Source organism: Streptomyces sp. NPDC047886, from assembly GCF_043204435.1.
In the GTDB taxonomy this organism is placed as follows: domain Bacteria; phylum Actinomycetota; class Actinomycetes; order Streptomycetales; family Streptomycetaceae; genus Streptomyces.
This window is the reverse complement of sequence record NZ_JBIDCF010000010.1, coordinates 136,328-157,154: the sequence shown is the minus strand read 5'-3', so window position 1 is coordinate 157,154 and position 20,827 is coordinate 136,328. Positions and strand designations below refer to the sequence as shown.

Annotated in this window: 21 protein-coding genes; 13 read left to right on the top strand and 8 right to left on the bottom strand. The window is 74.3% G+C overall.

Annotation, left to right across the window (positions count from 1 at the left end; translation table 11 throughout):
- Positions 1–16 precede the first annotated feature (16 nt).
- The gene (locus ACGF5U_RS27525) at positions 17–985 is read right to left on the bottom strand and encodes a hypothetical protein (protein WP_392716724.1); all 969 of its coding nucleotides are present in this window, start codon (positions 983–985) and stop codon (positions 17–19) included.
- A 68-nt stretch (positions 986–1,053) separates the two neighbouring features.
- Here ACGF5U_RS27525 and ACGF5U_RS27520 point away from each other — a divergent pair, with 68 nt between their 5' ends.
- The 4 genes from ACGF5U_RS27520 (at position 1,054) to ACGF5U_RS27505 (ending at position 6,177) form a co-directional block, all read left to right on the top strand.
- Positions 1,054–3,897 (top strand): helicase-associated domain-containing protein, encoded by a 2,844-nt coding sequence (locus ACGF5U_RS27520; RefSeq protein ID WP_392716726.1) that lies wholly within the window; start codon positions 1,054–1,056, stop codon positions 3,895–3,897.
- Positions 3,898–4,004: 107 nt separating this feature from the next.
- The gene (locus ACGF5U_RS27515; protein WP_392716728.1) at positions 4,005–4,127 is read left to right on the top strand and encodes a hypothetical protein; all 123 of its coding nucleotides are present in this window, start codon (positions 4,005–4,007) and stop codon (positions 4,125–4,127) included.
- Positions 4,128–4,179: 52 nt separating this feature from the next.
- A complete protein-coding gene (locus tag ACGF5U_RS27510) occupies positions 4,180–4,305 on the top strand; it encodes a hypothetical protein (protein ID WP_392716730.1) in 126 nt (41 codons plus the stop codon).
- 210 nt (positions 4,306–4,515) lie between these two features.
- Positions 4,516–6,177 carry a DNA repair helicase XPB gene (locus tag ACGF5U_RS27505; protein WP_392716732.1) on the top strand — a complete coding sequence of 554 codons (1,662 nt, stop codon included), beginning with the start codon at positions 4,516–4,518 and terminating at the stop codon, positions 6,175–6,177.
- On the opposite strand, the gene ACGF5U_RS27500 is transcribed toward ACGF5U_RS27505, so the two are convergent.
- Positions 6,164–6,370: a hypothetical protein gene (locus ACGF5U_RS27500; protein ID WP_392716734.1), complete on the bottom strand. Its 207-nt coding sequence runs from the start codon at positions 6,368–6,370 to the stop codon at positions 6,164–6,166. The genes ACGF5U_RS27505 and ACGF5U_RS27500 overlap by 14 nt on opposite strands.
- A 303-nt stretch (positions 6,371–6,673) precedes the next feature.
- On the opposite strand from ACGF5U_RS27500, the gene ACGF5U_RS27495 reads away from it, so the two are divergent.
- Positions 6,674–8,704: a HelD family protein gene (locus tag ACGF5U_RS27495; RefSeq protein ID WP_392716736.1), complete on the top strand. Its 2,031-nt coding sequence runs from the start codon at positions 6,674–6,676 to the stop codon at positions 8,702–8,704.
- Between the two features lie 142 nt (positions 8,705–8,846).
- On the opposite strand, the gene ACGF5U_RS27490 is transcribed toward ACGF5U_RS27495, so the two are convergent.
- The gene (locus ACGF5U_RS27490) at positions 8,847–9,539 is read right to left on the bottom strand and encodes a copper homeostasis protein CutC (RefSeq protein WP_392716738.1); all 693 of its coding nucleotides are present in this window, start codon (positions 9,537–9,539) and stop codon (positions 8,847–8,849) included.
- A 185-nt stretch (positions 9,540–9,724) separates the two neighbouring features.
- Here ACGF5U_RS27490 and ACGF5U_RS27485 point away from each other — a divergent pair, with 185 nt between their 5' ends.
- From ACGF5U_RS27485 to ACGF5U_RS27475, 3 genes are all read left to right on the top strand, one after another.
- Entirely contained in the window at positions 9,725–11,998 is a 2,274-nt protein-coding gene (locus ACGF5U_RS27485) for a heavy metal translocating P-type ATPase (protein WP_392716740.1), read from the top strand.
- A 221-nt stretch (positions 11,999–12,219) separates the two neighbouring features.
- Positions 12,220–12,879, top strand: a complete 660-nt coding sequence (locus ACGF5U_RS27480; protein WP_392716742.1) for a hypothetical protein — start codon at positions 12,220–12,222, stop codon at positions 12,877–12,879.
- Positions 12,880–13,107: 228 nt separating this feature from the next.
- Positions 13,108–14,319, top strand: coding sequence for a Cmx/CmrA family chloramphenicol efflux MFS transporter (locus ACGF5U_RS27475; RefSeq protein WP_392716949.1), 1,212 nt, complete (start codon positions 13,108–13,110; stop codon positions 14,317–14,319).
- Positions 14,320–14,344: 25 nt separating this feature from the next.
- On the opposite strand, the gene ACGF5U_RS27470 is transcribed toward ACGF5U_RS27475, so the two are convergent.
- Together ACGF5U_RS27470 and ACGF5U_RS27465 are read right to left on the bottom strand one after the other, a co-directional pair.
- The gene (locus ACGF5U_RS27470) at positions 14,345–14,623 is read right to left on the bottom strand and encodes a DUF4031 domain-containing protein (protein ID WP_392716744.1); all 279 of its coding nucleotides are present in this window, start codon (positions 14,621–14,623) and stop codon (positions 14,345–14,347) included.
- Positions 14,620–14,976 (bottom strand): hypothetical protein, encoded by a 357-nt coding sequence (locus ACGF5U_RS27465; RefSeq protein WP_392716747.1) that lies wholly within the window; start codon positions 14,974–14,976, stop codon positions 14,620–14,622. The genes ACGF5U_RS27470 and ACGF5U_RS27465 overlap by 4 nt, the downstream gene beginning before the upstream one ends.
- Positions 14,977–15,034: 58 nt before the next feature.
- On the opposite strand from ACGF5U_RS27465, the gene ACGF5U_RS27460 reads away from it, so the two are divergent.
- The 3 genes from ACGF5U_RS27460 (at position 15,035) to ACGF5U_RS27450 (ending at position 18,635) form a co-directional block, all read left to right on the top strand.
- Positions 15,035–16,000: a MurR/RpiR family transcriptional regulator gene (locus tag ACGF5U_RS27460; protein ID WP_392716749.1), complete on the top strand. Its 966-nt coding sequence runs from the start codon at positions 15,035–15,037 to the stop codon at positions 15,998–16,000.
- An 82-nt stretch (positions 16,001–16,082) separates the two neighbouring features.
- Positions 16,083–17,027, top strand: coding sequence for an N-acetylmuramic acid 6-phosphate etherase (gene murQ, locus ACGF5U_RS27455; protein ID WP_392716751.1), 945 nt, complete (start codon positions 16,083–16,085; stop codon positions 17,025–17,027).
- A gap of 45 nt (positions 17,028–17,072) precedes the next feature.
- The gene (locus ACGF5U_RS27450; protein ID WP_392818926.1) at positions 17,073–18,635 is read left to right on the top strand and encodes a PTS transporter subunit EIIC; all 1,563 of its coding nucleotides are present in this window, start codon (positions 17,073–17,075) and stop codon (positions 18,633–18,635) included.
- A gap of 66 nt (positions 18,636–18,701) precedes the next feature.
- On the opposite strand, the gene ACGF5U_RS27445 is transcribed toward ACGF5U_RS27450, so the two are convergent.
- The 3 genes from ACGF5U_RS27445 to ACGF5U_RS27435 form a co-directional block, all read right to left on the bottom strand.
- Complete coding sequence (locus tag ACGF5U_RS27445; RefSeq protein ID WP_392716755.1) at positions 18,702–18,995, bottom strand: hypothetical protein; 294 nt, start codon at positions 18,993–18,995, stop codon at positions 18,702–18,704.
- Between the two features lie 169 nt (positions 18,996–19,164).
- Positions 19,165–19,389: a hypothetical protein gene (locus tag ACGF5U_RS27440; RefSeq protein ID WP_392716757.1), complete on the bottom strand. Its 225-nt coding sequence runs from the start codon at positions 19,387–19,389 to the stop codon at positions 19,165–19,167.
- Complete coding sequence (locus ACGF5U_RS27435) at positions 19,386–19,601, bottom strand: hypothetical protein (RefSeq protein ID WP_392716759.1); 216 nt, start codon at positions 19,599–19,601, stop codon at positions 19,386–19,388. The genes ACGF5U_RS27440 and ACGF5U_RS27435 overlap by 4 nt, the downstream gene beginning before the upstream one ends.
- Before the next feature lie 118 nt (positions 19,602–19,719).
- Between ACGF5U_RS27435 and ACGF5U_RS27430 the strand changes: the two genes are divergently transcribed.
- Together ACGF5U_RS27430 and ACGF5U_RS27425 are read left to right on the top strand one after the other, a co-directional pair.
- The gene (locus ACGF5U_RS27430) at positions 19,720–20,562 is read left to right on the top strand and encodes a Scr1 family TA system antitoxin-like transcriptional regulator (protein WP_392716761.1); all 843 of its coding nucleotides are present in this window, start codon (positions 19,720–19,722) and stop codon (positions 20,560–20,562) included.
- Entirely contained in the window at positions 20,543–20,731 is a 189-nt protein-coding gene (locus ACGF5U_RS27425; protein ID WP_392716763.1) for a DUF397 domain-containing protein, read from the top strand. The genes ACGF5U_RS27430 and ACGF5U_RS27425 overlap by 20 nt, the downstream gene beginning before the upstream one ends.
- Positions 20,732–20,827: the final 96 nt, after the last annotated feature.

Here is a 20,827-nt window from a genome sequence, read left to right as displayed (position 1 = left end):
CGGGCGAGCGCCCCGGTCACGGCCGGCGCGACCGCCAGGCCAGGTACAACGCGGACGCCAGCGCGGCCGCCCGTACGACCCAGGGCCAGGTGCCGGAGATCGCCTCGCCCATCGCGTCGCCGCCCGCCGCTATCGGGTCGCCCCACCGGCCGTCGATCCTGCCCCACAGCCAGACGGCCCCGCCGACCGCCGCCACGCCCGGCAGGCCGAGCACCGCCCATTTCGCCTCGGCCCGGCTCAGCCGGCGGGACGCGTACGCGAGGAGCCAGCCGCCCGCGAGCGCCAGCCAGGAGCCGAGCACGGCTCCGGCGACCAGCAGAGCGGCCGCGACCAGCAGCAGCGGGTGCGAGACGGTACGCGCCGGAGCCGGAACCGCCGTCGTCTCCGCCGCCGCGCCCGCGGGGCTCTCCTCGCGCTTGCGGCGCCGCAGGCGCGGCAGGAGCCGGCGCGGGGCGTCGGCGTCCGTCTTCGCGTCGGCCGCCGGGTCCGTGTCGGGAGCGGGCTCCTTCTTCGGCGGGGGCTTGAGGAGTTCGGGCAACTCCACGCCGCCCGTGAAGCCCGGCACGATGTCGCCGCCGCCGAACGGCCCCTCGTCGACCCGCCACCAGTCGGGCTGGGTGTCCGGCGTCCCGGCCTCGTCCGTCCCCGCCGTGTGCGGGCCCGGGATCCACAGGGACGCGGCGTTCACCGCGTCGGCGACCGCCGCCCCGCCCGGCTTCGGCGTGCGGGCGGTGCGCTGTTCCGGCACGGTCACCCCGCCGTCGGCCGCCGCCGCCACGACCGCGTCCGGCTCGCCGAGCGACGCGAGGATGCGGCGTACCGCGCCCGGGGTGTCGGCGCCGCCACCCGCGCGCTGCCGCTCGATCTCGCCGCGCAGCGACGCGACCAGGTTCATCCGCGCCTGCGAGGACAACTGCCGCTGCTGGGCCAGGTCTCCGACCCGGCTCAGATAGTCGAAGACCAGCTGGTCGCTCTCGATCCCCACAGTGCCCCTCCACGGCCGACATCCCGACGTTAGCGTCTGCGCCACGGGCGGGGGCTAACGTGGTCCGGATGGGGACCGGTGAGCTCGATCGGGAGGCGCACGTGCGCGACACAGCCGAAGTATCCGGAGGACCCGCGGAAGCCCGCCCCGGCGGCGACGACCCCGCCGCGGGCACGGCTCCGCGCACCCTCGCGGAGGCCCTGCGGGCCCGCGGCGACGCGGGCCTGGCGGCGCTGCTGCGCGCCCGGCCCGACCTGCTGGCGCCCGTCCCCACCGACCTCACGCAGCTCGCCACCCGGGCCGGCACCCGCGCCTCCGTCGTACGGGCCCTGGAGCACCTGGACCGGTTCACGCTGCAGACCGCCGAGGCACTGGCGGTGGCCCCGGACCCGGCACCGTACGCGGTACTGCTGGCGCTGATGGCGGGCGACGAGGGCGACCCCGACGTGGCCGCCGCGCTCCCGCACGCCGTGCGCGTCCTGCGCGACCAGGCACTGGTGTGGGGCGACGACGACCGGCTGCGGCTGGTGCGGACGGCGCGCGAACTGCTCGTACCGTCACCCCAGCACCCGTCCCCCACGGGGCTCGGACCGACGGTCGCGGAGGCCACGGCCGGCATGTCGCCCGGCCGGCTGCAGGAGATCCTGGCGCACGCGGGCCTGCCCACCACCCACGACCCGGTGTCGGCCGTCGCGGCGCTCAACTCCCTGTTCACCGACCGGGGCCGGATGAACGCACTGCTGGACGAGGCCCCGGCGGACGCGCTGGCCGTCCTGGACCGGCTGGTGTGGGGCCCGCCGTACGGCGAGGTGACCGCGAACCCGGCGCCGCCGGTGCGCTGGCTGCGCGACCACGGACTGCTGCTGCCGGTGTCGGCGCGCACCGTGGTGCTGCCCCGTGAGGTGGCGCTGCATCTGCGCGCCGGGCGGGCGCACCGTACGCCGGAGCCGCTGCCGCCGGTCGTCCCTCCCGCCCGCGAGTACCGTCCACAGGTTGTGGACAACACGGCGGCGGGCCAGGCGTACACGGCGCTCGCGACCGTCGAGGAGCTGATGCGCGAGTGGAACGAGGGCGGCCCCGGCGTGCTGCGCGCCGGCGGCCTCTCGGTACGGGACCTGCGGCGCACGGCGACCGCCCTGGACGTGCCCGAGCAGACGGCCGCGTTCTGGCTTGAGCTCGCGTACGCGGCGGGGCTCATCGCATCGGACGGCGAGGCCGACGAACGGTACGCGCCGACCCCCCGGTACGACGAGTGGCTCGACCTCCCCCCGGCCGACCGCTGGGCCCGCCTCGCCGGGGCGTGGCTCACCGCGACGCGGACGCCCGGCCTGGTCGGCGAACAGGACACGAAGGGCCGCACCCTGGCCGCGCTCGGCCCCGACCTCGACCGGGGCGCCGCCCCGGAGGTGCGCCGCCGGGTACTCGCCCTGCTGGCCGACCTCCCCGACGGCGCCGCCCCCGAGCCGGAGGCCCTCCTGGCCAGGCTCCGCTGGGAGCGCCCCCTGCGCGGCGCCGCGCCGACGGGCGCCGAACTCCGCGCCCGCCTCGCCCGCTGGACCCTGGCGGAAGCGGAACTGCTCGGCATCACCGGCCGAGGCGCCCTGTCCACCCCGGCCCGCGCGCTGGCCCGACACGGAAGGGGGCTCGGAGGGTCGCCCCCGCAGGGGATCGGAGGCCCGGAAACGGCTCCCCAGACCGGCGGCCAAGGCCTCCGACCCCGAGGAGGTGAGCCCGGAGAGCCCCCGACCCAAAACACCGAAGCCACCAAGCCCACCGAACCGACCGAACCCACCGGCCTCACCGCACCCACCGAACCCACCGGCCTCACCGAACCCACCGCACCCACCGAACCCACCGAACCCACCCAACCCACCGACCTCACCGCACCCACCCCACCCACCGCACCCACCCCACCCACAGAGCCGACCCCACCCACGCTCCAGGAGGCGATCGCGCGGGCGGCGAAGCTCCTGGCACCCCTGCTGCCCCAGCCGGTGGACCACGTCCTGCTCCAGGCCGACCTGACGGCCGTCGCCCCGGGCCCGCTGCGGCGGCCGCTCGCCGACATGCTGTCCGTACTGGCGGACGTCGAGTCCAAGGGCGGTGCCACCGTCTACCGCTTCACGCCCGGCTCCGTACGCCGTGCGCTCGACGCCGGGCAGACCGCCGCCGACCTGCACGCGTTCCTCGCCGCGCACTCCAGCACGCCCGTCCCTCAGCCGCTCGCCTACCTCGTCGACGACGTGGCGCGGAAGCACGGCCACCTCCGTGTGGGCGCTGCCTCCGCCTACGTACGCTGCGACGACGACACCCTCCTCGGCGAGATCCTCGCCGACAAGCGCTCCGCGCCGCTGCGGCTGCGCCGCCTCGCCCCGACCGTGCTGGCCGCGCAGGCGGACCCGGCAGCCCTCCTGGACGGGCTGCGGTCCATGGGGCTCGCCCCGGCCGGCGAGTCCGCCGAGGGCGACGTCCTGGTGACCCGCGCCCACGCGTACCGCACCCCGCCCCGTACCGCCCCGGCCCCCGTCCCCGGGGGCCCGCCCACCCCGGACCCCACACTCCTCGGGGCGGCCGTCCGCGCCATCCGCGCCGGTGACCTGGCCGCGACGGTCGTCCGCAAGGAGGACCGCGCGGAGACCCGCGCGGAGGAGCCGTCGACGCGCGGGCGCGGCGAGCTACCGCGCACCTCGGCCGCCGAGACGCTCGCCACCGTCCAGGCGGCGGCCATGACCGGCTCGGCGGTGTGGATCGGCTACGTCAACGCGGACGGCGCCGCCAGCCAGCGGGTCATCGCCCCCGTACGGGTCGAGGGCGGCTTCGTCACGGCGTACGACCACACGGCCGACGAGGTCCGTACGTACCCGCTGCACCGGATCACAGGAGTGGCCGAACTCGCCGACGATCCGGCGTGATGTACCACCTTGGAGGGACGTGTCACCTCGTCCCGCATCCCTCCGGCGTGCCGTGGGCAGCCACGAGCCGTCCCGGCCAACATCGCACGCAGGAAAGAGGATCCGCCATGCGCCGTGTCCCGACCGTTCTCCTCCTCACCGCCACCGCGCTCCTGACCGTCCTCGCCGCGCCCGCCGCCGCCGTCGGCATCGACCTGTCCGGAGCGCTCGGCGGCGGGCTCGTCTTCTGAGGCGTCCGGCACCACCGAGCGTGATCCGTACGTCATCGAGAGGACCGACCGTATGACCCGTCGTATCGCCATCACGCTGACCGTCGTCTGCGCCGCGCTGGCGCTGGCCGCCGCACTGCCCATCCCCCTGGAGTTCCAGCTGTTCGAGGGCCCCCTGGTGAACAACATCGCCCTCTGACCACCGCCGGCACACCACCCACGACACCACCCCACCCACAACACCGGCCACAACACCGGCCACCCACCCACCACCCCACCCACAACACCACCGAAGCAGCACCGGAAACCTCACCGGCCGTGCCCGCGCACGGCCGGTGAGCGCGCTCACACCGCACCGAACGCCCGTTATGCGGGACACTGGACGTTTGGCGTACGGAAAGGGTGAGGCGTGAACGGACCACTGATCGTCCAGAGCGACAAGACACTCCTGCTCGAAGTCGACCACGAGCAGGCGGACGCGTGCCGCCGTGCCATCGCTCCGTTCGCGGAGCTGGAGCGGGCGCCCGAGCACATCCACACCTACCGGGTCACCCCGCTCGGCCTGTGGAACGCCCGCGCCGCCGGGCATGACGCGGAGCAGGTCGTGGACGCGCTGGTGGAGTTCTCGCGCTACCCCGTGCCGCACGCACTGCTGGTCGACGTCGCCGAGACGATGGCCCGGTACGGACGGCTCACGCTGGTGAAGCACCCGACGCACGGACTGGTGCTCACGACCACCGACCGGCCGGTCCTGGAGGAGATCCTCCGGTCGCGGAAGGTCCAGCCGCTGGTCGGCGCGCGCCTCGACGCGGACACCGTCGCCGTGCACCCCTCCGAGCGGGGCCAGATCAAGCAGACGCTGCTGAAGCTGGGCTGGCCGGCCGAGGACATGGCCGGTTACGTGGACGGCGAGGCGCACCGGATCGACCTGGACGAGTCCGGCTGGGCGCTGCGCCCGTATCAGAAGCAGGCCGTCGAGGGGTTCTGGCACGGCGGCTCGGGTGTCGTCGTGCTGCCGTGCGGGGCCGGGAAGACGCTGGTCGGGGCCGGTGCGATGGCGCAGGCGAAGGCGACGACGCTGATCCTCGTCACGAACACGGTGTCGGCCAGGCAGTGGAAGCACGAGCTGGTGAGGCGGACGTCGCTGACCGAGGACGAGATCGGCGAGTACAGCGGTACGAAGAAGGAGATCCGCCCGGTCACGATCGCCACGTACCAGGTGCTGACGACCCGCCGCAAGGGCGTCTATCCGCATCTGGAGCTGTTCGACTCGCGGGACTGGGGCCTGATCGTCTACGACGAGGTGCACCTCCTGCCCGCGCCGGTGTTCAAGTTCACGGCCGATCTCCAGGCGCGCCGCCGTCTGGGGCTGACCGCGACGCTCGTGCGCGAGGACGGCCGCGAGTCGGACGTGTTCTCGCTGATCGGGCCGAAGCGGTTCGACGCGCCGTGGAAGGAGATCGAGGCGCAGGGGTACATCGCGCCCGCCGACTGCGTGGAGGTGCGGGTCAATCTGACGGATTCGGAGCGGCTCGCGTACGCGACGGCCGAGACGGAGGAGAAGTACCGGTTCTGTGCCACGACCGCCACGAAGCGGAAGGTGACGGAGGCGCTGGTGCGGAAGTTCGCCGGGCAGCAGATCCTGGTGATCGGCCAGTACATCGATCAACTCGATGAGCTGGGTGAACACCTTGACGCGCCGGTGATCAAGGGGGAGACGCCGAACGCCCGGCGTGAGGAGCTCTTCGACGCGTTCCGGAACGGTGAGATCAGCGTGCTGGTGGTGTCGAAGGTGGCCAACTTCTCGATCGACCTGCCGGAGGCGACGGTCGCGATCCAGGTGTCGGGCACGTTCGGGTCGCGCCAGGAGGAGGCGCAGCGTCTGGGCCGGGTCCTGCGGCCGAAGGCGGACGGGCACCAGGCGCACTTCTACTCGGTGGTCGCGCGGGACACGATCGACCAGGACTTCGCGGCGCACCGCCAGCGGTTCCTGGCCGAGCAGGGTTACGCGTACCGGATCGTGGACGCGGACGAACTGCTCAGTGGGGAGCCGGGGTTCAGCGGCGCCTGACGCCGGCTTCCTGGGCGTACTCACCGAGGACGGCCACTCCGAACGCCGCACCGGCGAAGACCCTGACCGCGCGCAGGGCGTTGCCGACGCGGTGGGCGGAGTGGGTGGAGTGGGTGGAGTGGGTGGCGGGGCGGGGTCCGGAGGGGCGGGGTCCGGAGGGGCGGGTGACGGGGGTGAAGGTCGCTGCGCTCATGTATCCATGGTGGGTTCCGGGGCGCCCGGTTCCATCGGTCGGCAGGCTGAACCCCGGTCCTGCGCCTGTACGACTCCAGGCATACGGCATCCCCTACGGGTCGTAGGCGTCGTCTCCTCCTGTCGGCACCCCGCCCTGTCGGCACCCCGCCCTGTCGGCACCCCGCGGCGAAATTCATTCGCCCCGACCCCGGCGCGTGGCTAGGATCCCGTCCTTCCCCGCCTCCCCTCCTCGGGAGCGCCGCCGTCCGCTCGGAAACCGGACGGCCCGCAGACCGCCCGCACGATCCCTGGAGGCACTCCCATGTCCGCACCCGGCTCCGATCCGCTCGCGCGGGAGCGCGCGCACCTCACCGCGTCCAGGGCCGCGCTGCGGGCCATGCGGGAGGACGTGGAGGCGCTGGACATCCGGGACGTCACCGCGAACTGGGTGAACGCGGCGGTCCTGGAGCGGCAGATCGAGGACCGGATCAAGGCGCTGGCCGATCTCTCCCACACGCCGCTGTTCTTCGGGCGCCTCGACTACCTGCGCACCACGCAGGAGGGGAAGAGGTTCTACATCGGGCGGCGGCACGTCCATGACGCGGACGGCGACCCGATGGTGATCGACTGGCGGGCGCCCGTGTCGCAGCCGTTCTACCGGGCGTCGAGGAAGGATCCGCAGGACGTACGGCTGCGGCGCCGGTTCGGGTACACGGGCGGCGAGCTCACCGCGTACGAGGACGAGCACCTCTCCGACCCGGCGGAGGAGGAGCGGACGAGCCGGCTGCTCCAGGCGGAGATCGAGCGGCCTCGGGTGGGGCCGATGCGGGACATCGTGGCGACGATCCAGCCCGAGCAGGACGAGATCGTGCGGTCCGGGCTCGGCGGCACGGTGTGCGTGCAGGGCGGGCCCGGCACCGGGAAGACGGCGGTGGGCCTGCACCGGGTGGCGTATCTGCTGTACGCGCACCGGGAGCGGCTGGCGCGGACCGGCACGCTGGTCATCGGGCCGAACCGTTCGTTCCTCCACTACATCGAGCAGGTGCTGCCCGCGCTCGGTGAGCTGGAGGTGCGGCAGGCGACGGTGGACGACCTGGTCGCGCATGTGGAGGTGCGGGGCGAGGACGAGGCGCCGGCGGCGGTGGTGAAGGGCGACGCCCGGATGGCGGAGGTGCTGCGGCGGGCGGTGCGGTCGCATGTCACGCTGCCGTCGGAGCCGCTGGTGGTGGTGCGGGGCTCGCGGCGCTGGCGGATCCCGGCGTACGAACTGGGGGCGATCGTACGGGAGTTGCTGGACCGGGACATCCGGTACGGGGCGGCTCGTGACGCACTGCCGCAGCGGATCGCGCACGCGGTGCTCGTACGGATGGAGCAGGCGGGCGAGGCGCCCGACGACCGGGTGCAGGACGCGGTGGCGCGGAACGCCGCGGTGAAGGCGGCGGTGAAGGCGATCTGGCCGCCGGTCGATCCGGCGAAGCTGGTGCTGCGGCTGCTGTCCGACCCGGAGTTCCTGGCGGAGCACGCGGAGGGGCTGCTGACGGCGGACGAGCGGAAGGCGGTCCAGTGGGCGAGGCCGCCGAGGAGCGTGCGGTCGGCGAGGTGGTCGGCGGCGGACGCGGTGCTGATCGACGAGGCGACGGACCTGGTGTCCCGTACGCACTCGCTGGGCCATGTCGTGCTGGACGAGGCGCAGGACCTGTCGCCGATGCAGTACCGGGCGGTGGGGCGCCGCTGCACCACCGGGTCGGCGACGGTGCTGGGCGACCTGGCGCAGGGCACGACGCCGTGGGCGACGGCGAGTTGGGCGGACGCGCTGCGGCACCTGGGCAAGCCGGACGCGGTGGTGGAGGAGCTGACGGCCGGTTTCCGGGTGCCGCGCGAGGTGATCGCGTACGCGTCGCGGCTGCTGCCGCACATGTCGCCGGGGCTGGCGGCGGTGCGGTCGGTACGGGAGAACCCGGGCTCGCTCGCGGTGCGGGAGGTCGCGGTGGGCGACCTGGACGCGTCGGTGGTCGCGGCGTGTGTGGCGTCGCTGGAGCGGGAGGGCTCGATCGGTCTGATCGCGGCGGACGCGCGGGTTCCGGCGCTGGCGGAGGCGCTGGGGGCGGCGGGTCTGGCGTGTCTGGCGCCGGGTGAGGAGACGACGGCCGCCTCGCGGCTCACGCTCGTCCCGGCGTCGCTGGCGAAGGGCCTGGAGTACGACTACGTGGTCCTGGACGAGCCGGCGGCGGTGGTCGACGGCGAGCCCGACGAGCGCACGGGTCTGCGCCGGCTGTACGTGGCGCTGACCCGTGCGGTGTCGGGCCTGACGGTCGTGCACGCGGCGCCGCTGCCGCCCCAGCTCGGCGCCTGACGGCGAATGGGGCCCGGCCGCCGGGGTCCCGCCCCCTGGGGGTCCGCCCGGCCGCGCCGGGGTCCCGCCCCCTGGGGCCCGCCCGGCCGCCCGGTGTCGTCCTGGGGACCGCCCGGCCGCCGGGCCTCCCGGTCGAGCCGGGTTACTCCTCGTCCAGGGCGCGCCGCCAGGCCCGTACCGCGCCCTGGGCGACCGGCGACGTCCAGCCGGCCGGGCGGGCGGCGCCGCCGATGTGGAACGCGTCGAGGCCCGCCGCCTTGAGCCGGGGCAGGTGGTCGAGGCGGAGGCCGCCGCCGACCAGGATCCGCTGCTCGTAGCCGGGTTCACCGCGCCGGGCGGCTTCGGCGACGAGGACGCCGATGCCCTCGTCGACCCCGGCGGCGGAGCCTGCCGTGAGGTAGGTGTCGAGGCCGGGGAGGTCGGCGAGCTGCTTGCGGAGGGTGTCCCGGTCGGCGGCCCTGTCGATGGCGCGGTGGAACGTCCACCGGCAGCCGTCCAGCTCCGCGACCAGCGCTTCCACGGCGGCGCTGTCGGGGTGGCCTTCGGCGTCGAGGAAGCCGAGCACGAACTCGTCCGCGCCTTCGGAGCGGAGGTCCCGGGCGGCCCGTACGAGCGCGTCGACGTCGCCCGCCGCGAATCCGTCGGCCAGTCGCAGCATCACGCGCAGCGGGATGTCGACGGCGGCGCGGATCCCGGCGAAGGTCTCGCGGGACGGGGTGAGTCCGTCCGCGGCCATGTCGGTGACCAGCTCCAGCCGGTCGGCCCCTCCCGCCTGGGCCGCGATCGCGTCCTCGGTGTCGAGGGCGATCACCTCCAGGACTGCACGGTCGCTCATGAGACCCCTTTTCTTCGACGGGCGACTACAGGTCTAGTCCAATGTCCAGCGTACCCCCACGGAGAGCCGGTCGCCTCTTGCGCGTTTATACCCCCAGGGGGTATACATGAGCCGTCGATCCGAGATACCCCCTAGGGGTAGCCCCAGGTACACTGGGCCCACGCACAGGACGAGGAGCAGCCCGTATGAGCAGCAGCACGCCCACGACCGCCGCAGGCACCGCCGAGGTCGAGCTCTCCATCGGCGGCATGACCTGCGCGTCCTGCGCGGCCCGGATCGAGAAGAAGCTCAACCGGATGGACGGCGTCACGGCGACCGTGAACTACGCCACCGAGAAGGCCAAGGTCAGCTACCGCGACGACGACGTCTCCGTACGCGACCTGATCGCCACCGTCGAGGCGACCGGCTACACCGCGCAAGAGCCGGAACCCCCGGCACCGGCGGCGCCGACGGCCGACGAGGGCGGCGCCGCCGAGCCCGACGACGGGATGCGGCCCCTGCGCCAGCGCCTGATCACCGCCGTCGTGCTCTCCGTCCCGGTCATCGCGATGGCCATGATCCCGCCGCTCCAGTTCACGAACTGGCAGTGGCTCTCGCTCACGCTGGCCGCGCCCGTCGTCACCTACGCGGGCTGGCCGTTCCACCGCGCCGCCTGGACCAACGCCCGGCACGGCGCCGCCACGATGGACACCCTCGTCTCGGTCGGCACGTCGGCGGCGTTCCTCTGGTCGCTGTGGGCCCTGTTCTTCGGCCACGCGGGCATGCCCGGGATGACCCACGCGTTCGAGCTGACCATCAGCCGCACCGACGGCGCCGGGAACATCTACCTGGAGGCCGCCGCCGGTGTGACCGCGTTCATCCTGGCCGGGCGCTACTTCGAGGCGCGCAGCAAGCGCAAGGCGGGCGCGGCCCTGCGGGCACTGCTGGAGCTGGGCGCGAAGGAGGTCACCGTCCTCCGCGACGGCCACGAGGTGCGGGTGCCCACCGCCGACCTGCGGGTCGGCGACCGTTTCCTCGTCCGCCCCGGCGAGAAGATCGCCACGGACGGCACCGTCGTGGAGGGCTCGTCGGCCGTCGACGCGTCGATGCTCACCGGTGAGTCCGTGCCGGTCGAGGTGTCCGTCGGCGACTCCGTCACCGGCGCCACCCTCAACGCGGGCGGCCGGCTGGTGGTCGAGGCGACCCGGATCGGCGCCGACACCCAGCTGGCCCGGATGGCCAGGCTGGTCGAGGACGCGCAGAACGGCAAGGCCGCCGCACAGCGCCTCGCGGACCGGATCTCCGGCGTCTTCGTCCCGGTCGTGATCCTGCTCGCCCTCGGCACGCTCGGGTTCTGGCTGCTCAGCGGGGCGGGGGCGGCGGCGGCGTTCACGGCGGCGGTCGCCGTACTGATCATCGCCTGCCCGTGCGCCCTGGGCCTGGCCACGCCGACGGCCCTCATGGTGGGCACCGGCAGGGGCGCCCAGCTCGGCATCCTGATCAAGGGCCCCGAGGTCCTGGAGACCACCCGCAAGGTCGACACCATCGTCCTCGACAAGACCGGCACGGTCACCACCGGCCGGATGACCCTGCTCGCGGTGCACGCCGCCGGCTCCACGGACGAGGCCGAGGTCCTCCGCCTGGCCGGCGCCCTGGAGCACTCCTCCGAGCACCCGATCGCCCAGGCCGTCGCGGCCGGCGCCGCCGCCAGGGCCGGCGTGCTGCCCGCCCCCGAGGACTTCGCCAACGTCGCGGGCCTCGGCGTCCAGGGCGTGGTCGAGGGCCACGCGGTGCTGGTGGGCCGGGAGCGGCTGCTCCAGGAGTGGGCGATCGAGCTGCCGGACGGGCTGGCCGACGCCAAGCGGCAGGCGGAGGCGGCCGGCCGTACCGCCATCGTCGTCGCCTGGGACGGGGAGGCGCGGGCGGTCCTGGAGGTCGCCGACGCGGTGAAGGAGACCAGCCCGGAGGCGATCCGCCGCCTGCGCGCCCTCGGCCTCACCCCGATCCTGCTCACCGGCGACAACAGGGCCGTCGCCGACGCGGTCGCGGCCGAGGTCGGCATCACCGAGGTGTACGCCGAGGTCATGCCCGAGGACAAGGTCGATGTCGTCAAGCGCCTCCAGGACGAGGGCCGCAGCGTCGCCATGGTCGGTGACGGCGTCAACGACGCCGCCGCGCTCGCCCAGGCCGACCTGGGCCTGGCCATGGGCACCGGCACCGACGCCGCGATCGAGGCCGGTGACCTCACCCTCGTACGGGGAGACCTGCGCGCGGCGGCGGACGCGATCCGGCTGTCCCGCCGCACCCTCGCCACGATCAAGGGCAACCTCTTCTGGGCGTTCGCCTACAACGTGGCGGCGCTGCCGCTCGCGGCGGCGGGCCTGCTCACCCCGATGATCGCGGGCGCGGCGATGGCGTTCTCGTCGGTGTTCGTGGTCGGCAACAGCCTCCGGCTGCGCGGCTTCAAGGCGGCCGTGTAGGACGACGGCGGCGGGCGGCGGCGCGCGGCGGCGCACCTACAGGGCCCGCGGGGCCCGCGCGGGGCGGCCGGGAAACGTGCCGCGCGGGGGAGGCCGGGAAACGTGCCGCGCGGGGGCGGTCCCGCGGGGCGCCGCACGGGGCGCCGGTACCGGCCGCCGCGCAGCGCGCGGGTACGGGCGACGTGGCGGGCCCCCTCACCGGGGCCCGTTACGCTGCCCGCATGCCCGCGTTTCCCCCGCACCCCGCCCATGACGCGCTGCGCCACCGCTGGGCCGAGGACGTGACCGCCGTCCGCGCCACGTTCACGGGACTGCCGGCCCCGTCCCGGTACGCCGACGACCTGCTCGGCCGCTGGGCGGAACCCCAGCGCCGCTACCACACCACCGACCACCTGGTCGCGGTCCTGGACCGGGTCGACGAACTGGCCGCGTACGCCGACGACCCCGCCCTGGTCCGGCTCGCCGCCTGGTTCCACGACGCCGTGTACCTGCCCGAGCGGTCCGAGAACGAGGAGCGCAGCGCCCGGCTCGCCGAACGGGCCCTGCCGGAACTCGGCGTCGACTCCGCCCGTACGGGAGAGGTCGCCCGGCTCGTGCGGCTCACCATCACGCACGACCCGGCGGACGGCGACCGCAACGGCGAGGTGCTGTGCGACGCGGACCTCGCGATCCTGGCCGCCGCGCCCGAGGAGTACGCCGCGTACGCGGTGGCGGTGCGCGAGGAGTACGGGTTCGTCCCGGACGACGCGTTCCGTGCGGGCCGCGCGGCGGTGCTGCGCCAACTGCTGGCACTGCCCCGGCTGTTCCGCACGCCGCACGGCGCGTGGGAGTGGGAGGAGCGGGCGCGGGCGAACCTCACGGCGGAACTCGCGGGAATGTAAGGCGTGCCGGGTGTGTTCACACCTGTCATGCCGCCCTCCGACGATCACTCCCCCGACCCGCGCCCGGCCACGCCCTCCGGCTCCGGCCCGGCCCCCTCCGCGCCCGCCGGGGCCGCCTCCCCCACGACCGCTGCCCCCGGGACCGCCTCCACCGCGACCGCTGCCCCCGCCGCCTCCACCGCGACCGCCTCCACCGCGACCGCTGCCCCCGGGACCGCCTCCACCGGGATGCCGCTGGCCGTCTACATCCTCGGCCTCTCGGTCTTCGCGCTCGGCACGAGCGAGTTCATGCTCTCCGGGCTGCTGCCGCCCATCGCCGACGACATGGGCGTGTCCATCCCCAGGGCCGGGCTGCTCATCTCCGCCTTCGCGGTCGGCATGGTCGTCGGCGCGCCCCTGCTCGCCATCGCCACCCTGCGGCTGCCGCGCAAGACGACGCTCGTCGCGCTGCTCGCCACCTTCGGGCTCGGACAGGTCGCGGGCGCCCTCGCGCCCTCGTACGGGATCCTGTTCGCTTCCCGGGTCGTGAGCGCGCTCGCCTGTGCCGGGTTCTGGGCGGTCGGCGCGGCCGTCGCCATCGCCATGGTCCCGGCCGGGGCGCGGGCCCGCGCGATGGCCGTGATGATCGGCGGGCTGTCCATCGCGAACGTCCTCGGTGTCCCCGCCGGGGCGTTCCTCGGCGAACACCTGGGCTGGCGCTCGGCGTTCTGGGCCGTGGGCGCGGCGTCCGCGGTGGCCCTCGTCGGCGTCCTCGCGCTGATCCCCCGTATCCCGCTGCCGGCCGAACGGCCCCGTCTGCGCCGCGAGCTGAGCGTCTACGGCGACCGGCAGGTGTGGCTGGCCGTGGTCGTCACCGCGCTCGCCGCCGGCGGTGTCTTCTGCGCGTTCTCGTATCTGGCGCCGCTGCTGACGGACGTGGCCGGGCTCGACGCGGGCTGGGTGCCGACCGTGCTGGGGCTGTTCGGGATCGGCGCGCTGATCGGTACGACGGTCGGCGGCCGGATCGCGGACGCCCATCTGTTCGGGGTGATGCTGACCGGTATCGCCGCGTCGACGGTGCTGCTGGTGGCGCTCGCCGTCTTCGCGTCCGTGCCGGCGGCGGCGATCGGGCTGTCGTTCCTGCTGGGGGTCTCGGCGTTCTTCACCGCACCGGCCCTGAACGCCCGGATGTTCAACGTCGCGGGCGCCGCCCCGACGCTGGCGGGCGCCACCACGACGGCCGCGTTCAACCTGGGCAACACGGGCGGGCCGTGGCTCGGCGGCACGGTCATCGACGCGGGCCTCGGGTTCCCGTCGACGGCGTGGGCGGGCGCCGCGATGACGGTGCTGGCGCTGGCCTCGGTCGCCGTGGCGCTGCGGCTGCACCGCCGGGACGCGGCGCCGAGCCGGGTGGTCATGGGCGCGTCGGCGCGCGTCGCGAGCGACTCCGTACGGACCTGATCACGCTGCGGACACCCGGGAGCACTCATCTCGGGTACGGCGCCGGGCGCCGCTTCGGGCGGCGCAGGCCCGCCGCCGTGAGACGGCGCACCAGTTCCTTGGAGCCGATCTCCACCGCACCGGCGGCGACCGCGTCGGCGTACCGCTCCGCCGGGATGTCGTAGTGGTCGCCGTCGAAGGCGCGGGCGGGGGCGCCGATCGCCGCGGCCGCCGCGTGCAGTTCGTCGAACGACACGTCACTGATCAGGTGGGACCACATACGGCCGTGCCCCGGCCAGTTCGGCGGGTCGATGTACAGCGTCACGCGAGGCCGCCCACCGGGGCGACGACCACGCCCGCCTTGCCGCACACCCAGTGCGGGTCCGGGCCGAGTTCCGGTTCGACGTCCAGGGCGTGCGGGTCGCCCGCGTCGCACACCGGGCACAGGGGCCAGCGGCCGTACCGCTCCAGCAGCGCGTCCTGGACGTCCTGGGCGACGAGCCCGGCCACGTACGCCGTACCGTCCGGCCACTGCTCGACCCACCAGCGCCGGTGGCTCACCGCCTCCTCGACCAGCGAGACGACCTCGGCCTCGGCGACGTCCCGGGCCACGAGGTCGGCGAGGACCAGGGCCCGCGCGGCGTGCAGGGCCTGCTCCAAGGGGTCGAGGGTGCTCATGGACCCCATTGTGACCCGGGGGGTTGACGGCCACCATCGCTGAAAATACGTTTCATACGTGACGAACGAGGTGAAGGAAACTTTCAGCCCGCCGGTGGGCGCCGCTCCGGGCGGAGGCACACCGCACGCGGCGCACGCCGCGCATGCCGCGCCCGCCGCTCTCGCGGCCAAGGTGCGCACCCTCGCGCCGTCCATGACCCGCTCCATGCAGCGGGTCGCCGAGGCCGTCGCGGGCGACCCCGCCGGCTGCGCGGCGCTCACCGTCACCGGCCTCGCCGAGCTGACCGGCACCAGCGAGGCCACCGTCGTCCGCACCGCCCGCCTCCTGGGCTACCCCGGCTACCGGGACCTGCGCCTGGCGCTGGCGGGGCTCGCCGCGCAGCAGCAGTCGGGCCGCTCCCCGTCCGTGACCGCCGACATCGCGGTGGACGACCCGATCGAGGAGGTCGTGGCGAAGCTGGCGTACGACGAGCAGCAGACCCTCGCGGACACGGCCGCCGCGCTCGACACGGTCCAGCTCGCGGCCGCCGTCACCGCACTCGCGGCCGCCCGCCGCACGGACGTCTACGGCGTCGGCGCGTCCGGTCTGGTCGCGCAGGACCTGGCGCAGAAGCTGCTCAGGATCGGGCTGATCGCGCAGGCGCACAGCGACCCGCACCTCGCCGTCACCAACGCCGTACAGCTCCGCTCGGGGGACGTGGCCATCGCCATCACCCATTCGGGCTCCACCGGGGACGTCATAGAACCGCTGCGGGTCGCGTTCGACCACGGGGCGACGACGGTCGCGATCACCGGCCGTCCCGACGGCCCCGTGACCCAGTACGCGGACCACATACTCACGACGTCGACCGCCCGCGAGACGGAGTTGCGCCCGGCGGCGATGTCCTCCCGTACAAGCCAACTCCTCGTCGTGGACTGCCTGTTCACCGGCGTCACCCAGCGTACGTACGACACGGCGGCGCCCGCGCTGGCCGCCTCGTACGAGGCCCTGGCCCACCGCCACGCGCCACGCACCGGCCGTTAGGCCGTCCCGTCCGCAACGCAGGACGAGAGCAGCACCGCGCGGGCCCGACCACCCCGCCGGCACCACCCGGAAAGAGCCGCACATGACGCACGAAGACCCCGCCCTCCGGGCCCGGTTGGAGACGCTCACCACGGAGGCGTTCCGCCCGGAGCTCGCGGACATCGACACGCTGCCGACCCTCGACATCGCGCGGGTCATGAACGAGGGCGACCAGGGCGTACCCACGGCCGTGGCGGAGCAACTGCCCCGTATCGCCGCCGCGATCGACGCGACCGCCGCCCGGATGGAGCGCGGCGGACGGCTGGTCTACGCGGGCGCCGGCACGGCGGGACGGCTGGGGGTGCTGGACGCCAGCGAGTGCCCGCCGACGTTCAACACGGCCCGCGGCGACGTCGTCGGCCTCATCGCGGGCGGCCCCTCCGCCCTCGTCCGGTCGGCGGAGGGCGCGGAGGACGACGCGCCCCTGGCCCGCGCCGACCTGACGGAGCTGAAGCTCACCGCCGACGACACGGTGGTGGGCGTGTCGGCGTCGGGCCGCACCCCCTACGCGGTCGGCGCCGTCGCGTACGCCCGCGAGGTGGGCGCGCTGACGATCGGCCTCGCCTGCAACACGGGCAGCGAACTCGCGGCGACGGCCGAGCACGCCATCGAGGTGGTGGTCGGCCCCGAGCTCATCATGGGCTCGACGCGCCTGAAGGCGGGCACGGCCCAGAAGCTGGTCCTCAACATGATCTCGACCATCACGATGATCCGGCTCGGCAAGACGTACGGGAACCTGATGGTGGACGTGCGCGCCACCAACGACAAGCTCCGCGCCCGGTCGCACCGGATCGTCGCGCTGGCCACGGGCGCGCAGGACGAGGAGATAGCGGAGGCGCTCCGGGCGACCGGCGGCGAGGTGAAGGCCGCCATCCTGACGGTCCTGGCGGGAGTGGACGCCGAGACGGCGACGCACCTGCTGGAGACCCACCGGGGCCACCTGCGGGCGGCCCTGCGCACCCCCACCGAGGGGACCCCCCACCGCTGATCCTCCCCCTTCCCCGGCAAGGCCCCCATGTGCCCGATGACGCCCATGACCCCGCACTCGAAGGACCAGGCGACCGCGGCCGCCCTCCTCCCGCTCGTCGGCGGGCCCGGCAACGTCACGGCGGTCGCCCACTGCATGACCAGGCTCCGCCTGACCCTCCGTGACCCGTCCCTGGTCCAGGACGCCCCGCTCCGGGCGCTCCCCGCCGTCCTCGGGGTCGTCGACGACGACACGACGTACCAGATCGTCCTGGGCCCGGGGACGGTCGCGCGGGTGACGCCCCTGTTCGCGGCGCTGGTCGCGGAGCACGCGACGACCACCGGAGGCCAGGCCGCCACCGGCCCGGACACCACGAATACGCACACCACGCACACCACGCACACCACGGACACCGCAGACGCCACGGACACCGCAGACGCCACGGACACCACCGGCGCCGCAGACGCCACAGGCGCCACGGACGACCTGACTCCCGCCGGGCTGGCCGCCAGGGGCGCCGCCATCAAGGCCGCCCGGAAGACCCGCAACGCCACACCCGCGAAACGGTTCCTGCGGCGCCTTGCGAACATCTTCGTCCCGCTCATCCCCGCGCTCATCGGCTGCGGGGTGATCGCGGGCCTGAACGGCCTGCTGGTCAACCTGCGTCTGCTGCCCGCCCTCACCCCGGCCCTGACCGCGATCGCCTCCGGTTTCATGGCGCTGATCGCGGTGTTCGTCGGCTACAACACGGCGAAGGAGTTCGGCGGAACACCGATCCTCGGCGGCGCGGCGGCGGCGGTCGTCGTGTTCCCCGGCGTCACGCACATCACCGCGTTCGGACAGCAGCTGGCCCCCGGACAGGGCGGCGTGCTGGGCGCGCTCGCGGCGGCGGCGCTGGCGGTCCAGGTGGAGAAGGCGTGCCGGCGCCGGGTCCCGGAGGCGCTGGACGTGCTCGTGACGCCGACCGTCACCGTCCTCGTGTCGGGCCTGGCCACGGTCTACGGCCTGATGTTCGTGGCCGGTGAGGTGTCCACCGCGATCGGCGCGGGCGCGGACCGGCTGCTCGCGCACGGCGGCGCCGCCGCCGGCTTCGTCCTGGGCGGCCTGTTCCTGCCGCTGGTCATGCTGGGCCTGCACCAGGCGCTGATCCCCATCCACGCCACGCTCATCGAGCAGTCCGGCTACACGGTGCTGCTGCCGATCCTCGCCATGGCGGGCGCGGGCCAGGTCGGCGCGGCGCTCGCGGTGTTCGTACGGCTCCGCCACGACACGGCGCTGCGCCGCACCATCAGGTCGGCGCTGCCCGCCGGGCTCCTCGGCGTCGGCGAGCCGCTCATCTACGGCGTCTCGCTGCCGCTGGGGCGGCCGTTCGTCACGGCGTGCGTCGGCGGGGCGTTCGGCGGCGGGTTCGTCGGCCTGTTCGGCATGCTCGGCGACACCGTCGGCTCGACGGCGATCGGCCCTTCGGGGTGGGCGCTGTTCCCGCTGCTGGCCGGCGACCGGGGCCTGGGCACCACGGTCGCCGTCTACGCGGGCGGGCTGCTCACCGGCTACGTCGCCGGCTTTCTCCTCACGTACTTCTTCGGTCTGGGCGAACTCAGGAGGGAGCCCCCGATCAGCCCCGCGTGAGAACCCCGACGGGCCGCCGCCCCCTCCCGCCGGACCTGACCGCCCCGGCCGGGCAGGAGGCGCGGGTCAGCCCTGGAACGCGGCCAGTCCCCGCTCGACGTCGTCCACGTTCATCGTCGGCTGGATCACCACCTCCGCGCCCAGCTCCATGAACAGCGGCTCCGAGATGGTCACCAACTGCGACGGGTCCTCCATGTCGAACACCATCAGGCAGCTACGGCAGCCGTGCTCCGCCGTGAAGTACGCCGCCTCGGGCTGGAGCCGCCGCATCATCTCGCCGAGCAGTTCGGGCATCCTGCCGCTCCTGATGAGTTCGTTGCCCTTCTCGGTGTCCATCGTGGCCTGCAGCATCATGCGCATCGTGCGTTCTCCTCACGGGTCGGGGCGCCTGGCCCGCTTCTCACCCTCCTCCGCGTCCCACTCCCCCGCGACAAGGCGCCAGCCAACAGGGTGACCGCCCCTCTCCGCTCCCCCGTTCCCTCTCCGCGCCCTCCGCGCCCCCGGATCCAGCGCGCGCCTTCCCGCCCGGTCACACCCCTCGCCGCGCCGCGCGGTTCAGCGCCCGGACCCGCGCCCGCAGGGCCACGCCCGGCGGGGCCGGCGTCACCACCGGCCACGGTACGTCCCACTCACGGCCCCCGCCCGGCGGGCGCAGCCGCACGCACCCGCCGACATGGCCCACGACCTCCCCCACCCGGCCGTCCCGCGCGTCGACGGCGTACGTCCCGACCTCGACGGCGACCTCCACCCTCACCGCCTCGCCTCGTGCAGCACGGCCGCCAGACGCAGCGCCGTGTCCAGGTTGCACCGCCCCAGCTCCACCAGCGGGTACGGCTCCTCGCCCGTGGCCGTCACCGGGTCCACGCGCAGCGAAGGCAGGACGACCCCCGCGGCGCCCAGCTCGCCCCGCAGTCGTGCCACCGTCTCCTCCGCCATCCGCAACCGATCCGCAGCTCGCGCCTCCATGACCCGCACCTCCACGCACGCTGAGTATTCGCCTTCCCTACACAGCGTGGTCACTCGATGGCTAGCCTGAACGGTGTCGGCATCCCAACAACCCCATCTGGCTAACGGGAGTTGCACTGTGCCCGGACCCAAGGATCTCGATCCCTCCTCGTCCCCCAGGGCGCTGCTCGGCGCGGAGCTGCGTTTCGCCCGGGAGAACGCGGGCCTCAGCCAGGACGCACTGGGCCGTCCGCTCTTCGTGAGCGGCTCCTTCATCGGCCAGCTGGAGGCGGGTACCCGGCGGATACAGCCCGACATGGCCGTGAAGCTGGACGAGCTGCTGGAGACCAACGGGTTCTTCGAGCGGAACTGCAAGGCGGCCAACAAGTCCGAGTACCCGGACCACTTCGCGGAGGCGGCGGAGGCCGAGGCGGTCGCGGCGACCATCAAGGAGTACGCGCCGCTGCTGATCCCGGGCCTGCTGCAGACGGAGGGGTACGCGCGGGCGGTGTTCCGCGCGTACCGGCCGACGGCGGCGGAGGACGTCATCGACACGCTGGTGGCGGCACGGCTCTCCCGGGCCCGTATCTTCCACGACCCGGACAGGCCGCTGTACTGGGCGGTCCTCGACGAGGCGGTGCTGCGCCGCGGGGTCGGCGGCCCGGCGGTGATGGCGGAGGCCCTCCGCCATATCGCCGCGATGATCCGCCGCCACCGGATCATCGTGCAGGTGCTGCCGTTCCGCGTGGGCGAACACGCGGGCATGAGCGGCTCCCTGAAGCTGATGACGTTCGAGGACGGGCCCCCGCTCGCCTACCTGGAGGGCCTGGCGTCCGGCCGGCTGGAGGACGACCCGGCCGCCGTCAAGCGCCACCAGTACACCTACGACCTGCTCCGAGCCGGTGCGCTGCCACCCCGGGACTCCTTGGCCCTGATCGAATCAGTGGCGGAGGATCGCGCCCATGAGGATCACCGGCCTTGAGTGGCGCAAGTCGACTCACAGCGGCGGGGACGGCGCCGACTGCCTCGAAGTGGCCGACGGCGGACCTGGCATCGTCCCGGTCCGGGACTCCAAGGACCCTCATGGCCCGCGGCTGGTGTTCCGCGCCCCGGCATGGTCGGCGTTCGTCGCGGGGCTGAAGCACCGCTGACCCGCACGACGCGCGTACGCCCACCGACCGGCCCTCTATGCTGATCGTTCCGCGCGTCTGACCCACGCGCGAACGAACAGGTACGAGTACACGGGG

Coding starts and splice junctions, on each gene's coding strand:
- ACGF5U_RS27520 (WP_392716726.1), top strand. CDS start 1,054: ATGGGGACCGGTGAGCTCGATCGGGAGGCGCACGTGCGCGACACAGCC.
- ACGF5U_RS27515 (WP_392716728.1), top strand. CDS start 4,005: ATGCGCCGTGTCCCGACCGTTCTCCTCCTCACCGCCACCGCGCTCCTG.
- ACGF5U_RS27510 (WP_392716730.1), top strand. CDS start 4,180: ATGACCCGTCGTATCGCCATCACGCTGACCGTCGTCTGCGCCGCGCTG.
- ACGF5U_RS27500 (WP_392716734.1), bottom strand. CDS start 6,370: ATGAGCGCAGCGACCTTCACCCCCGTCACCCGCCCCTCCGGACCCCGC.
- ACGF5U_RS27495 (WP_392716736.1), top strand. CDS start 6,674: ATGTCCGCACCCGGCTCCGATCCGCTCGCGCGGGAGCGCGCGCACCTC.
- ACGF5U_RS27490 (WP_392716738.1), bottom strand. CDS start 9,539: ATGAGCGACCGTGCAGTCCTGGAGGTGATCGCCCTCGACACCGAGGAC.
- ACGF5U_RS27485 (WP_392716740.1), top strand. CDS start 9,725: ATGAGCAGCAGCACGCCCACGACCGCCGCAGGCACCGCCGAGGTCGAG.
- ACGF5U_RS27480 (WP_392716742.1), top strand. CDS start 12,220: ATGCCCGCGTTTCCCCCGCACCCCGCCCATGACGCGCTGCGCCACCGC.
- ACGF5U_RS27475 (WP_392716949.1), top strand. CDS start 13,108: ATGCCGCTGGCCGTCTACATCCTCGGCCTCTCGGTCTTCGCGCTCGGC.
- ACGF5U_RS27465 (WP_392716747.1), bottom strand. CDS start 14,976: ATGAGCACCCTCGACCCCTTGGAGCAGGCCCTGCACGCCGCGCGGGCC.
- murQ (WP_392716751.1), top strand. CDS start 16,083: ATGACGCACGAAGACCCCGCCCTCCGGGCCCGGTTGGAGACGCTCACC.
- ACGF5U_RS27450 (WP_392818926.1), top strand. CDS start 17,073: ATGACCCCGCACTCGAAGGACCAGGCGACCGCGGCCGCCCTCCTCCCG.
- ACGF5U_RS27445 (WP_392716755.1), bottom strand. CDS start 18,995: ATGCGCATGATGCTGCAGGCCACGATGGACACCGAGAAGGGCAACGAA.
- ACGF5U_RS27435 (WP_392716759.1), bottom strand. CDS start 19,601: ATGGAGGCGCGAGCTGCGGATCGGTTGCGGATGGCGGAGGAGACGGTG.
- ACGF5U_RS27425 (WP_392716763.1), top strand. CDS start 20,543: ATGAGGATCACCGGCCTTGAGTGGCGCAAGTCGACTCACAGCGGCGGG.